Source organism: Lysobacter sp. CA199 (assembly GCF_052078715.1).
In the GTDB taxonomy this organism is placed as follows: domain Bacteria; phylum Pseudomonadota; class Gammaproteobacteria; order Xanthomonadales; family Xanthomonadaceae; genus Lysobacter.
This window is the reverse complement of record NZ_JBQJIL010000009.1, coordinates 332,618-345,141: the sequence shown is the minus strand read 5'-3', so window position 1 is coordinate 345,141 and position 12,524 is coordinate 332,618. Positions and strand designations below refer to the sequence as shown.

Sequence of the window (12,524 nt, the reverse complement as noted above, 5' to 3'; positions counted from 1 at the left end):
AACCAGGGTTGCTGCTGTTGGCGTTCTTGTGCGCACAAAATAAAAAAGCCGCTTCCTTGCGGAAGCGGCTTTTCGTTGCGGCGGCCATCGCCCGCGTTCGGATCAGGACTTCTGCTTGGCCCGCGCGAACGCATCCGCCAACGCCCCGCCCAACGGCGCCGAACCCTTGCCCTGCGGCGCGGTCGAACCGCCGCGCTGCGGCTGATCGCGACGCCCGCCCGGGTTCGGACGGCCGCCATCGCCGCGGCCGCCGCCTCGATCGTTGCGCTCGTTACGGTCCGCGCCCGGCGCGCGCGGCGCCGGTACCGCGTCGTCCAGACGCCGGGTCAGCGCGATGCGCTTGCGCGGGATGTCGACTTCCAATACCCGCACCTTGACCACATCGCCGGCCTTGACCACCTCGCGCGGATCCTTGACGTACTTGTCCGACAAGGCCGAGATATGGATCAACCCGTCCTGGTGCACGCCGATGTCGACGAAGGCGCCGAACGCGGCGACGTTGCTGATGACGCCTTCCAGGATCATGCCGACCTGCAGATCCTTGAGATCCTCCACGCCGTCGGCGAACTTGGCCGCCTTGAACTCCGGACGCGGATCGCGCCCGGGCTTTTCCATTTCCTTGAGGATGTCGCGCACCGTCGGCACGCCGAACTTCCCGTCGGTGTAAGCCTCGGGTTTCAGGCTGCGCACGAACTGCGGATCGTTCAACAAGCTTTTCACTTCGCGCCCGCACTGCTTGACGATGCGCTCGACCACCGGATATGCCTCCGGGTGCACGGCCGAGGCGTCCAGCGGTTCGTCGCCGTCGACGATGCGCAAAAAGCCGGCGCACTGTTCGAAGGTCTTCTCGCCCAGACGCGGCACTTTCAGCAACGCCTTGCGCGACACGAACGGGCCGTTCTCGTCGCGATGGCGGACGATGTTCTCCGCGACCGTGCTCGACAGGCCCGACACCCGCGCCAACAACGCCGCCGAGGCGGTGTTGACGTAGACGCCGACCGCGTTCACGCAGTCCTCCACGCGCGCGTCCAACGTGCGCGCCAGACGGTACTGATCGACGTCGTGCTGGTACTGGCCCACGCCGATCGCCTTGGGCTCGATCTTGACCAGTTCGGCCAGCGGATCCTGCAGGCGCCGCGCGATCGACACCGCGCCGCGGATGCTCACGTCCAGATCGGGGAATTCCCTGGAGGCGAACTCGGACGCCGAATACACCGACGCGCCGGCTTCGCTGACCACGACCTTGGTCAGCTTGGTGTCCGGCATGAGCTTGATCAGATCGCCGGCCAGCTTGTCGGTTTCGCGCGAAGCGGTGCCGTTGCCGATCGAAATCAACTCGACGCCGTGCTTGGCGCACAACGCGCGCAGCGTGTGCAGCGACTGATCCCACTGCTTGCGCGGCTCGTGCGGGTAGATGGTGTCGTGCGCGACGAACTTGCCGGTGGCGTCGACCACCGCGACTTTGACGCCGGTACGCAGCCCCGGATCCAGGCCCAGCACCGCCCGCGGACCGGCCGGCGCGGCCAGCAGCAGATCCTTGAGGTTGTCGCCGAACACGTCGATGGCCTCGGCCTCAGCTTTCTCGCGCGCCTGGCCGAACAGATCCAGCAGCAGGTGCAGATGCAGCTTGGCGCGCCAGGTCAGGCGGCAGGCCTCGAGCAACCAGCGGTCGGCCGGGCGGCCTCGATCGCCGATGCCGGCGTTGAGCGCGACCCGGCCTTCGCCGTAGGCGTGGCCCGATTCGGCATCGGTCCCCGGATCCAGTTCCAGAAACAGGATTTCTTCGCGGCGCGCGCGGAACAGCGCCAGCAGGCGGTGCGAAGGAATCTTGGCCAGCGACTCGGCATGGTCGAAGTAATCGCGATATTTCGCGCCTTCGTTCTCCTTGCCTTCGGCCACACGGGCGCGGATCACGCCGACGTCGATCAGCCAGGTGCGCAGCTCGCCGACCAGCTTGGCGTCTTCGCCCCAACGCTCCATCAAGATCGCGCGCGCGCCGTCGAGCGCGGCCTTGACGTCGGCAACCTGCTTTTCTTCGCTGACGAAACCGGCGGCGAATTCCTCCGGTTTGAGCATGGGATCGGCCAACAGGCCGTCGGCGAGCGGCTCCAGGCCCGCTTCGCGCGCGATCTGCGCCTTGGTGCGGCGTTTGGGTTTGTACGGCAGGTACAAGTCTTCCAGGCGCGACTTGCTGTCGGCGGCCTCGATGTCGGCGCGCAACTCGTCGCTCAGCTTGCCCTGCTCGGCGATGCTGTCGAGCACCGCGATGCGGCGGTCCTCGAGCTCGCGCAGATAGCGCAGGCGCGATTCCAGATCGCGCAACTGAATGTCGTCGAGGCCGCCGGTGACTTCCTTACGGTAACGGGCGATGAAGGGCACGGTGGCGCCTTCATCGAGCAGGCCGATAGCGGCCTGGGCCTGGGCGGTCTGGGCGCCGATCTCGGTGGCGATGAGCTCGGCGATCTTCTTTGCGATCCGCGGGGACTGCGCGTTCTTGTCTTGCATCGTTTCCAATCGTTTGGCCCCCACAGCGGGGACCGGGCGATTGTCGCAATGCGGGCGTGAAGGCGATACCCGTTGACAAGGGGCGGGAATGGGGAATGGAGGGAATGGGAATGGTTGAAGCGGTATGCGCGGGCCGGACTTCCAGGGCGCATGCGGTTTCCGTTCCCCATCCCCCCATTCCCTATCCCAGCCCCACCCAGATAAGAATCGCTCTCATCCATCAGGTACAATAGCCGCCCCGCTCCACCCGACCTCCCAGGCATGTCCTCCGCTTTTGGCACCGAGACGGTGCTGGACGTCCGTCACTGGACCGACGACTACTTCAGCTTCACCACCACCCGCGACGACGGATTCCGCTTCGAGAACGGCCAGTTCGTGATGATCGGACTGCAGGTTCCCAACGAGGCCGGCGTGTCCAAGCCGGTGCTGCGCGCCTATTCGATCGCCAGCGCGAACTGGGAAGAGCAACTGGAGTTCTTCAGCATCAAGGTGCCCAATGGGCCGCTGACCTCGCGGTTGAAATCGATCCGGCCCGGCGACAGCGTGCTGATTGGGCGCAAGCCCACGGGCACCCTGTTGATCCACGACTTGCACCAGGGCCGCAATCTGTACCTCTTGGGCACCGGCACCGGTTTCGCGCCGTGGCTGTCGGTGATCAAGGACCCGGAGACCTATGAGCGCTTCGACAAGGTCGTGCTTTGCCACGGCGTGCGCAGCGAGCAGGATCTGGCCTATCGCGATTACATCGTCAACGAACTGCCGCAGCACGAGTTCCTCGGCGAACAGATCGCCGCCAAACTCAAGTACTACCCCGCGGTGACCCGCGAGGACTTCGTCTTCGACGGCCGCGACCAGCGCGGCCGCCTGACCCAGATGATGGACAGCGGGCAGATGATGGAACAACTCGGGATCGAGCCGCTGGACGCCGAGCACGACCGCGCGATGATCTGCGGCAGCCCGCAGATGCTGGCCGATTTCCGCGACATCCTCGACCGCCGCGGCTTCGTCGCCGCGCCGCGCATCGGCACGCCGGGCCAGTACGTGTTCGAGCGCGCCTTCGTCGAGAAATGATCGTCCCTGCTAACCTGCCGGCTTCGACAGCGGGCAGGCGCGGGGCGGCGGAACGGATGGCATCGGCGATGGTTGGGTTGCGCGTGGCGGCCTGGTGCGGGCTGGCTGGCTTGACGTTGGCGTCGACGCTCTGGTTCGCCGACGCGGCGGCTTCCAACGCAAACGCCGACGGTTCGGCGACCGCCGCGACCGACGACCGGCCATCGGCCTCGCCGCAAGCCGGCGACGCACCGACGACACCGCACGCCGCCCGCACCCAGCCGCAGCCCGGCGATATCCCGCCGGATTTTCTCGGCGTGGACACCACCGGCGCTGCGATCAAGGTCAGCGATTACCGCGGCAAGCTGGTGGTGGTGACCTTCTGGGCCAGTTGGTGCGCGCCCTGCCTGCGCGAGCTGCCGATGCTGTCGGCGCTGCAGACCGCCGTCGGTCGCGAGCATCTGCAAGTGGTCGCGATCAATCTCAACCAGCCCAAGTCCGACTTCGAACAGTTTCTGCGGCTCAACGGCAAACTGGATCTGACCTATATCCACGACCCGGGCACCGCGGCCCGGCATTACGCGGTCAAGACCGTGCCGAACCTGTTCGTGATCGATCGCAACGGCGCGATCGTCCGGGTGCATCGCGGCTACTCGACGCAGATGGTCGAGCAGTTCGCCAAGGAACTGGCGAGCCTGCTGCCGCCGGAGGCGCTCAAGCAGCCGGCGCGCAAGCGCGACTGAGCGGCCTGTTGACCGCGAATCCGCGGCGATTGCGCGGGTTTCGACGTAGCTGTTCTGGCACAGTCGCGGCTTGCGCCGCTCCTACAGTCGGATGCGAACCAACGGCCTGCCCCGAAACCACGTAGCCCCTTGTAGGAGCTGCGCGAGCTGCGACCACGAATCCGCGACGATTGCGCGAGTTTCAGCGTAATTGCATTGGCGCAGTCGCGACTCGCACAGCGCCTACCGTCGGACACCGCCACTCAGGCCGCGCGACGCTCCTGGCGCAAGGCACCGCGATAACGGCGGCTGCAGGGAATCTTGCTGCCGTCGTGCATGGTGATGCGCGCGTCGCCGCTTTCCAGCGGTTCGATCTCGCCCACGCAGTCCAGGTTGACCATGTAGCTGCGGTGCACGCGCACGAATCGGGCCGGGTCGAGCTGGGTTTCGATCGCGGCCATGGTGGTGCGCAACGGGTAGTCGCGGCCGCGCACATGCAGGTTCACGTAGTTCGACGAGGCCTGCAGCCACTCGACTTCGCTGGCGGCGACCAGGAACTCCTTGCCCAGTTTGCGCACCAGAAAGCGTTCGGGACGCTCGGCCATGGCCGGCTCGGGCACGTCGTCCGGGGTCGCCAGTACGCTGGCCTCGCCTTGCCAGCGCCGCATCAACAGACGGTACGCCTCCATCCACAGCACCATGTACGTGTAGGAACGCACGTCCTTCAGGTATTCGTAGACCAGGTTCATGCCCCAGGGGCCGAAGTCGTAGCGCTCGCCCAGGCCGGTGTAGACCAGACTGCGCAGCGTGACCATGCCGACCACGTGCAGGACCGACCAGACCACGCTGCCGGCCAGGTGCAGGGCCAGCGCCTTGCGCCAGGTATCGAGGTGAAACGGGACCTTGCGCGTGTACCAGGCCAGAGCCGGCACCAACGCCAACGCGATCACGCAACTGCTGACTTCCCACACCGCCGGCGCCCAATCGGGGATGTCCAGGCCGTAGCGGTGGATGTCGATCACCGTGGTCAGGGTGCCGAAGATCGCGTTGACCGCGAACAGCAGCACCCAGGCCAACACTTCGACCGTGCGGCGCCAGGGTTGGTAACGGTCCCAGGCGGTCGGCGGAGCGGCGGCCGGGACAGCGGCTTGCGGGTCGGCGGCGCGCGCCGCGGAAACATCGTGGGTCATGCCGCGCATTCTCGCCTGCGCGATGGCAGGGACGGCAACCGGCCGTCCCCCGCTCGTCCCCGGGGTCCGCATTTCGTCCCCGCCGGGCCGCGTCCGGTCACCTGACGGTATCGGCCAAGTGCCCGTGGCCACAGGCTTTGCCGGTCCTCCCGCCGCGGAACCGCCATGCATCGCCGCTACGACATCGACGCCCTGCGCGCCCTCGCCTTCGCCCTGTTGATCCTCTACCACTGCGCCATGCTCTACGTCGCCGATTGGGGCTGGCACCTGAAGAGCTCGCACCTGTCGGAGACTTTGCAACTGCCGATGCTGTTCATGAATCGCTGGCGCATGGACCTGATCTTCCTGATCTCGGGCCTGTCGGTGCACTTCCTGCTGCGCAACGGCTCGCTGGGGCGGTTCGTGGCCCAGCGCAGTTGGCGCCTGTTGCTGCCGCTGACGTTCGGCTGCCTGCTGATCGTGCCGATCCAGCCCTACGCCCAGGGCGTGGCCAACGGCCTGGTCGAACCGGGCTTCATCGATTTTCTGATTCGTTACTACCGCTTCCAGCCGTGGCCCAAGGACGCCTTCGACGGCTGGGAATACGGCTTCACCTGGAACCACCTGTGGTATCTGGCTTATCTGTGGGTCTATACGCTCGTGTTCGCCGCCCTGCTGCCCTGGTTCCGCAACGCCTGGGGCCGGCGCCTGTACGGCGCGATCGCGTCCCTGCGCGGCTGGGCGCTGATCGCCTTGCCGGCGGTGCCGCTGGCGATCGGCTCGATCCTGCTGCAACCGCATTTCGAGGAAACCGGCGACCTGATCCACGACTGGTACCGCCACGCGATCTATTTCACCGTCTTCCTCTACGGTTACTGGCTCGGTAACGACGCCGGCCTGTGGCGGGAACTGGTGCGGCTGCGCCGGCGCACCCTGGTCCTGGCGCTGGGGCTGTTCGGCGTCTATCTGGCCATGCTCAAGCTGCTGCCCGAGGACGTGTCCGACCCGGTCCAATACACCCTCTGGGCCACGCGCAGCCTGTACATCTGGGCCGCGCTGTGCGCGATCCTGGGCTGGTCGCATCACCTGTTGAACCGGCCGTTGCGCTGGCTGCCGTGGGCGACCGAAGCGGTGTATCCCTGGTATGTGCTGCACCAGAGCCTGATCGTGTCGATCGCCTATTGGATCTTGCCGCTGAAGTTCGGCCCGTTGGCCGAACCGGTGATCGTGCTGTTCGGCACGCTGGCGGGCTGTTTCGTTCTGCACGAAATCATTCGCCGCGTGCCGCCGCTGCGGCCGTTGTTCGGGTTGAAGGCGCGGCGCGCGAAGGTTGAGTGGCCGGCGGTTGTTCCGACGGCGATGCCGGCTGTGGATCTCGCCTGAGACCGTAGCTCCGATACCGACTGTAGGAGCGGCGCGAGCCGCGACCGCGACATCGCAATGACGACGTAACCGTGATGTCGCGGTCGCGGCTCGCGCCGCTCCTACAGTCGAGCACCGGGGCCGCGTCGGATCTCAGGCCAGCGCCTTCTCGATATCGGCGGTGATCGACTCGGGCTTGTCGGTCGGCGCGTAGCGCTTGATCACCTTGCCGTCGCGTCCGACCAGGAACTTGGTGAAGTTCCACTTGATCGCGTCGATGCCGAGGAAGCCGCCCTTTTCGTCCTTGAGCCACTTCCACAGCGGATGGGCCTTGTCGCCGTTGACGTCGACCTTGGCGTACATCGGAAAGGTCACCTCGTAGGTCAGCGAGCAGAATTCCTTGATCTCGTTTTCGTCGCCCGGCTCCTGATGGCCGAACTGATCGCAGGGAAAGCCCAGCACTTCGAAACCGCGCGTCTGGTAGTCGCGCTCGAGCTTTTCCAGACCGGTGTACTGCGGAGTGAAACCGCACTTGGAGGCGACGTTGACGATCAGCAGCACCTTGCCTTTGTAGCGGTCCAGCGACTGGCTCTGGCCGTCGATGTCGGTAGCGGAAAAGTCGTAGGCGGTGGTCATGGGAACGGCGCTCGGTGTGGGTTGGGCGCACGATAGCGCGTCGGGCGTGACGGTGTCCGGCGGCCACCGCAGTTGCCCGGCAGCGCACGTACAGATATCCGCCTCGATCACGGTTTGCCCGGGTGACGGGGATTCGAAAGCAATAGAGACGCCCGGCTCAGTCGATGTCGGGATGCCACGAAGTCTTTTGTGGGAGGGCCTTCAGGCCCGACGCTCTTCGTTCAGACGCGGCGATCGGACCGGAAAGCGTCGGGCCTGAAGGCCCTCCCACAAAAAACCTCGCGGCATCAGCCAGATAAAAAAACGGCCCGCGCGAGGCGGGCCGTTCGAGTACTGCCTGACGAATTGCAACGATCAGAACGAAGCCTTGAACTCCACGCCCACGATCCGCGGATCGTTGACGAAGCCGACCAGGTTGTTGAAGTCGATGCCGCCGACCGCGCGCACCTCGTCGAGGATGTTGCGGCCGTACAAGGCCAGGTCGTAGCGGCCGTTGTCCCACATATAGCCCACGCGCAGGCCGCCTTCGACCAACGACTTGCCGCGGAACTCCTTGGACTCGTACAGGAAGAAATTCACTTCGCTGCGATAGGCCCAGTCGGTGTAGACGTAGAACTCATTGCCGTTGGCCAGCGGCAAGGTGTAGCGCGCGGTCAGGTTGTAGACCCATTTCGGCGCCTGCGGCAAGGGATTGCCGTCGATACGCGCCAACACGCCGCCGCCCGGTGCCGACACGGTCGGATCGGTCACGGTACAGCCGCCGCCGCAGGGTGCGACCAGCAGATTGGCATCCTGGATCTCGGTATCGTTGTAACTCGCACCGAAGGTGACCATCAGGTTGTCGGTCAGGTACGCGTCCAGATCGATTTCGAAGCCCTGGCCGAGGGTCTTGTCGGCGTTGACCAGGATCGTCTGATTGAGCGCGCCGCCGACCGCGTTGAGCTGCTGGTTGTCGACGGTATAGCGGAACAAGGCGAAACCCAGGCGCGCACGCTTGTCCCACAGGTCGGCCTTCAGACCGGCCTCGTATGAGATCACCTTCTCCGCATCGGCCACCGAGGGCTGCGGCGGGGTCTGGAACAACAAACGGCCCTGGATGCTGGGCGCGCGGAAGCCCTTGGCGACGCGGGCGTACAGGTTGATGTCGTCGGTCGCCTGGAACACGCCGCTGATATCCCAGCTGACGTCGTCCACATCGGTGGTGACCTTGAACGGGCCCGACACCGGCGCGCCGAACGGCGCGCTCTGCAGCACGCTGGCGCTGAAGTCCTTCTTGTCCTGGGTGTAACGCAGGCCGCCGCGCAGCTTGAAGCGATCGGTCACCGCGTATTCGAGCGAACCGAACGCCGCCCAGGCTTTGTTGCGCTGCTTCTGCTGCGCATGACCGGCCTGTACGCCGCCGTTGAGGGTGTCGTAATTGAGGCTGTCGACGGTGATGTCTTCGTCGAAGTAGAACAGGCCGGCCTGCCAGTTGAACGCGCCGCTGTAGTTCGATTCCAGGCGGAATTCCTGGGTCCACTGGCGGTGATCGGGCAGACCGTCGGCCGATTCGGCGGTGAACGGAATACCGACCGGGGTGCTGCCGCCGGGCAGGAACATCGCGCCGACGCCGCCGTCGATATCGCCACGGCTGAGCGAGTCGGCGGTCTCGTAACCGGTGATCGAGTACAGGGTCAGCTCGTTCGACAGATCCCAGCTCAGGCGCGCGCTGGCGCCGTAGGTCTTGAGATTCTGGAAGTTCCGGCCGTCGATACCGACCTTGTCGACGTCGAAGCCGTCGAACAGATCGTTGCTGCCCTTCTTGAACAACTGCGCACGGAACAGTCGCGCGGTGCCGTTGAGGCGGCGCGCGTGCAGGTTGAACAAGGCGTGGAAGGTATCGCTGCCGTCGTACTGCAACTGCAGGCGCGCGGCCGATTCGTCGTAGCCTTCCAGCTTGGGATTGCTGCGCGCGTTGGGGTTGGTGTTGTCGACCCAGTCGTCGCGGCGCTGGTACATCGCCGAAGCGCGGCCGGACCAGTTGGCGCCGAGCGGGCCGCTGATCGCGCCTTCGAAATTGGTGGTGCCGTAGGTACCGTAAGAAATCTGGCCGTAGCCTTCCAGGTCGCGGGTGGGCTTGGCCGATTCAAACTTGACCACGCCGGCCGGAGTGTTGCGGCCGAACAGCGTGCCCTGCGGGCCGCGCAGCAGTTCGACGTTCTCCAGATCGAATACCGGGAAGCCCTTGAGCAGCGGGTTCTCCAGGACGATGTCGTCGTACACCAGCGAGACCGGCTGGGAGGCGTTCAAGTCGAAGTCGGTGTTGCCCAGGCCGCGAATGTAGAAACGCGGGAAGGCGCGGCCGAAGGAAGACTCGATGTTGAGGCTGGGCAGACGGCCGGACAGGAAGCGGATGTCGCCGCCGCCAGCGCCGAGCACGTGCAGCTTCTCGCGATCGACCGTGGTGAGCGCGACCGGCACGTCCTTGGCGCGTTCGACCTTGCGCTGGGCGGTGACCATCAGCGCGTCGAGGGTCTTGGCCTCGCCTTCGGCGGGCGCGGTGTCCTGGGCGAAGGCGGTGGCGGAAACGAGGGTCAGGCCGATGGCGACCGCAAGCACATGACTGCGGGGGGCGTGACTGCGGGGAGCACAGAAGTGCTTGAGCATGGTCGGGTTTCTCGGTGGACGCGGCGCGGCAGGCGCCAGTGCTTGGGAAACCGCCGCGGCGTCATGCTCCCCTCGGGCATGGGCTGACGGCGATGGGCGATCGGACCGTCCCTTGACGGTCGGGATGCGGACCTGCCCGCACCGTGGTCGGCTCATTGACCGGCGAATGTTACCAAATCATTAAAGAGTCGGTGCTCAAATGGGCTTTCAGCTATCGATCCCAGGCTCCCTCTCCCGCTTGCGGGGTGAGGGGCCGTGCTTGCGAGCCACTGGCTCGCACGGCACCGAACGCCCGAACGCTATGCGTTCGGGCCGGGGTGGAGCTCGTTGAGTCGTCGGCGCCAGCGCCTTACTTCGCCGCCGTCACCTTCGCCGGCGTCGCGAACGCCTTCACGCCCAGCGCCTCGAACACCTCACTCGGGTAGTACGCGGTGTCGCCGCGCAACACCAGGGACAGCTTGCGGATGTCGCCGATGTTCTTGGTCGGATCGCCGTCGACCAGGATCAGGTCCGAACGCTTGCCTGGGGTGACCGAACCGCGGTCGTCGAGCACGCGCGCGACCTTGGCCGCATTCCAGGTGGCGACCTGCAGGGCCTGCGACGGCGTCAGGCCGGCGCGCACGTACAAGGCCAGTTCGTGCTGCAGGGTGAACCCCGGCAACTCGTCGGTGCCGGCCAACAACGGCACGCCGGCCTTGTAGGCGCGGCCGACGAACTCGACCAGCTTGTCGTAGGACTTGGTGTAGCGCGCCGCGGTGGCGTCGTCGGGAATGTTCATCTCGGCCGAACGGCGGCCGCGCTGCACGTCCGGCGGCAGGTGGTCGTCGATGCCGACGACGATCGGCGACAGCTCGCCGTCGCGCTGATGCAGGAACTCGAAGGTGGCCAGGGTCGGATCGATCGCGATCTGCTTCTTGGCCAAGGTCGCGATGAAATCCTGCACCGGCTTGGAATCCAGATCCAGATCGGCGGTCTTGTCGGCCACCAGATAGAACCGCTGCAAGGTGCGGGTATCGGTCTTGTCGTCGACGAAGAAATTCAGCATCAGCTGATTGATGTGCTGGATCTCGTCGAAACCCTGATCGACCACGTCCTGCGCGCGCAGGAACGCCGGCACGTGGCCGCTCACGCGCAGCCCCTTGCCGTGCGCGTAGGCGACCGTGTCGCGCAGCACCGCCTTGGGGAAGGAGTTGTAGATCTTGATCTGCGGGTAGCCGTGCTCGGCATACCAATCGACCGCTTTCTTGGCTTCGTCCAGGTTCTTGATGACGAAACCGTTGCGCGCCGAGTAGTTGCTCTCGCCCTCGATGAAACCGGCCGGCACCACGCCGGGCGACATCAACGTGCCGTTGTCGATTTCGGCGATCATCTGCTGCAAGGTCGCGTTGTCGTTGCCCATGTCGCGCACGGTGGTCACACCCGTGGCGATGTTGAGCCCGCCGTCCCAGCGCGACACGTGCCCGTGCATGTCGAACAGGCCCGGCATCAGCACCTTGCCGCCGCCGTCGACCGTACGCGCCGGCTTGAGGTTCTTGTCGGCCTTGCCGACCGAGACGATCTTGCCGTCGGCGATCACCACGTCGGTGACCTCGCCGAGCTTGGCCTGTTCGCTGTCGAACACGCGCACGTTGTGCAGCAGCGTGGTACCGGCGAAGGAGTGGCCGAGTTTCTTGCTCAGATCGACCAGCAGCTTGCCTTCGGCGGCCTTCTGCTGGGTTTCCAGCGCGTTGGCGTTGGCCTGCCAGCCTTCTTCGATCAACTGCAGGTAGCCGGGAAAGATGTAGGCGAACAGACGCGGCTGTGCGCCGGTCGTGGCCCAGACGAAGTTCGGAGTGAAGCCCTGGCCGGTCAGCGCCATCAGTTGCACGGTCTGGGTCTTGCCGTCGCGGGTCACCTGCGCCTGACCGAGCTTTTCCGCGCTCAGCGTGCCGTTGGGCAGCAGCGGCAGCTTGCCGTCGGAGCGCTTGGCCAGCGCGCTGAGCAGAACCGACATGCCGGCCGGCGTGCCGCCGACCGGCGAATACAGGCCGATCCCGGACACCGTGGCGTCGCCCGAATCGGACTTGGACTTCCAGCTCGCCTTGTCGCCTTCGCGCTTGAAGCTCTCCTCGACCTTGGCGCCGAAGGTCGACGTGCCGCTGACCTGGTAAGTGCGGTAAGTGCCGTCCTCGGCCAGGGTGTAGGTTTCCTTGAGCTCGGGCCCGCGGCCGTTGTCCTTGAACACGTAGTCGACCGAAACCGTGCCGTCGTCGGCGCGACTCACCACCTGCTGGCCGGCCTGCTTGCCGCCGTCGACCAGGGCCAGGTAACGGGTGGTTTCGGCGGCGAGCGCGCTGGCCGACAAACCCAGCAATACGCTCGGCAGCAGCGCCAGCGCGAATACGCGGCCGGCGGTGGATTTCAGACGCGGTGAATTCATCGGGTGCGGCTCCGG

Annotated in this window: 9 protein-coding genes; 4 read left to right on the top strand and 5 right to left on the bottom strand. The window is 65.8% G+C overall.

Translation table 11 applies throughout. From position 1 onward, the window contains the following. Positions 1-102 precede the first annotated feature (102 nt). Positions 103-2,505: a Tex family protein gene (locus ACTOWJ_RS18335; protein ID WP_441336049.1), complete on the bottom strand. Its 2,403-nt coding sequence runs from the start codon at positions 2,503-2,505 to the stop codon at positions 103-105. Positions 2,506-2,766: 261 nt separating this feature from the next. On the opposite strand from ACTOWJ_RS18335, the gene ACTOWJ_RS18330 reads away from it, so the two are divergent. Then, positions 2,767-3,576: a ferredoxin--NADP reductase gene (locus ACTOWJ_RS18330; RefSeq protein WP_441336048.1), complete on the top strand. Its 810-nt coding sequence runs from the start codon at positions 2,767-2,769 to the stop codon at positions 3,574-3,576. A 68-nt stretch (positions 3,577-3,644) separates the two neighbouring features. After that, positions 3,645-4,298: a TlpA family protein disulfide reductase gene (locus ACTOWJ_RS18325; RefSeq protein ID WP_441336047.1), complete on the top strand. Its 654-nt coding sequence runs from the start codon at positions 3,645-3,647 to the stop codon at positions 4,296-4,298. A gap of 242 nt (positions 4,299-4,540) precedes the next feature. On the opposite strand, the gene ACTOWJ_RS18320 is transcribed toward ACTOWJ_RS18325, so the two are convergent. Further along, positions 4,541-5,467 (bottom strand): LytTR family DNA-binding domain-containing protein, encoded by a 927-nt coding sequence (locus ACTOWJ_RS18320; RefSeq protein WP_441336046.1) that lies wholly within the window; start codon positions 5,465-5,467, stop codon positions 4,541-4,543. A 165-nt stretch (positions 5,468-5,632) separates the two neighbouring features. Between ACTOWJ_RS18320 and ACTOWJ_RS18315 the strand changes: the two genes are divergently transcribed. Continuing rightward, positions 5,633-6,829 (top strand): acyltransferase family protein, encoded by a 1,197-nt coding sequence (locus ACTOWJ_RS18315; RefSeq protein ID WP_441336045.1) that lies wholly within the window; start codon positions 5,633-5,635, stop codon positions 6,827-6,829. Positions 6,830-6,961: 132 nt separating this feature from the next. On the opposite strand, the gene ACTOWJ_RS18310 is transcribed toward ACTOWJ_RS18315, so the two are convergent. Then, positions 6,962-7,444 carry a glutathione peroxidase gene (locus ACTOWJ_RS18310; RefSeq protein ID WP_441336044.1) on the bottom strand — a complete coding sequence of 161 codons (483 nt, stop codon included), beginning with the start codon at positions 7,442-7,444 and terminating at the stop codon, positions 6,962-6,964. Positions 7,445-7,608: 164 nt separating this feature from the next. Here ACTOWJ_RS18310 and ACTOWJ_RS18305 point away from each other — a divergent pair, with 164 nt between their 5' ends. Beyond that, positions 7,609-7,743: a DUF6053 domain-containing protein gene (locus ACTOWJ_RS18305; protein ID WP_441336043.1), complete on the top strand. Its 135-nt coding sequence runs from the start codon at positions 7,609-7,611 to the stop codon at positions 7,741-7,743. Between the two features lie 55 nt (positions 7,744-7,798). Here ACTOWJ_RS18305 and ACTOWJ_RS18300 read toward each other — a convergent pair whose 3' ends face one another. Continuing rightward, positions 7,799-10,090, bottom strand: a complete 2,292-nt coding sequence (locus tag ACTOWJ_RS18300; RefSeq protein ID WP_441336042.1) for a TonB-dependent receptor — start codon at positions 10,088-10,090, stop codon at positions 7,799-7,801. Positions 10,091-10,439: 349 nt separating this feature from the next. Beyond that, on the bottom strand, positions 10,440-12,509 hold the full coding sequence (locus tag ACTOWJ_RS18295) for an amidohydrolase family protein (protein WP_441336041.1): 2,070 nt from the start codon (positions 12,507-12,509) through the stop codon (positions 10,440-10,442). Between the last annotated feature and the right edge of the window lie 15 nt (positions 12,510-12,524).

Excerpts from the sequence above, each read along its gene's own strand:
- ACTOWJ_RS18335 (WP_441336049.1), bottom strand. The coding sequence starts at position 2,505 with ATGCAAGACAAGAACGCGCAGTCCCCGCGGATCGCAAAGAAGATCGCC.
- ACTOWJ_RS18330 (WP_441336048.1), top strand. The coding sequence starts at position 2,767 with ATGTCCTCCGCTTTTGGCACCGAGACGGTGCTGGACGTCCGTCACTGG.
- ACTOWJ_RS18325 (WP_441336047.1), top strand. The coding sequence starts at position 3,645 with ATGGTTGGGTTGCGCGTGGCGGCCTGGTGCGGGCTGGCTGGCTTGACG.
- ACTOWJ_RS18320 (WP_441336046.1), bottom strand. The coding sequence starts at position 5,467 with ATGACCCACGATGTTTCCGCGGCGCGCGCCGCCGACCCGCAAGCCGCT.
- ACTOWJ_RS18315 (WP_441336045.1), top strand. The coding sequence starts at position 5,633 with ATGCATCGCCGCTACGACATCGACGCCCTGCGCGCCCTCGCCTTCGCC.
- ACTOWJ_RS18310 (WP_441336044.1), bottom strand. The coding sequence starts at position 7,444 with ATGACCACCGCCTACGACTTTTCCGCTACCGACATCGACGGCCAGAGC.
- ACTOWJ_RS18305 (WP_441336043.1), top strand. The coding sequence starts at position 7,609 with ATGTCGGGATGCCACGAAGTCTTTTGTGGGAGGGCCTTCAGGCCCGAC.
- ACTOWJ_RS18300 (WP_441336042.1), bottom strand. The coding sequence starts at position 10,090 with ATGCTCAAGCACTTCTGTGCTCCCCGCAGTCACGCCCCCCGCAGTCAT.
- ACTOWJ_RS18295 (WP_441336041.1), bottom strand. The coding sequence starts at position 12,509 with ATGAATTCACCGCGTCTGAAATCCACCGCCGGCCGCGTATTCGCGCTG.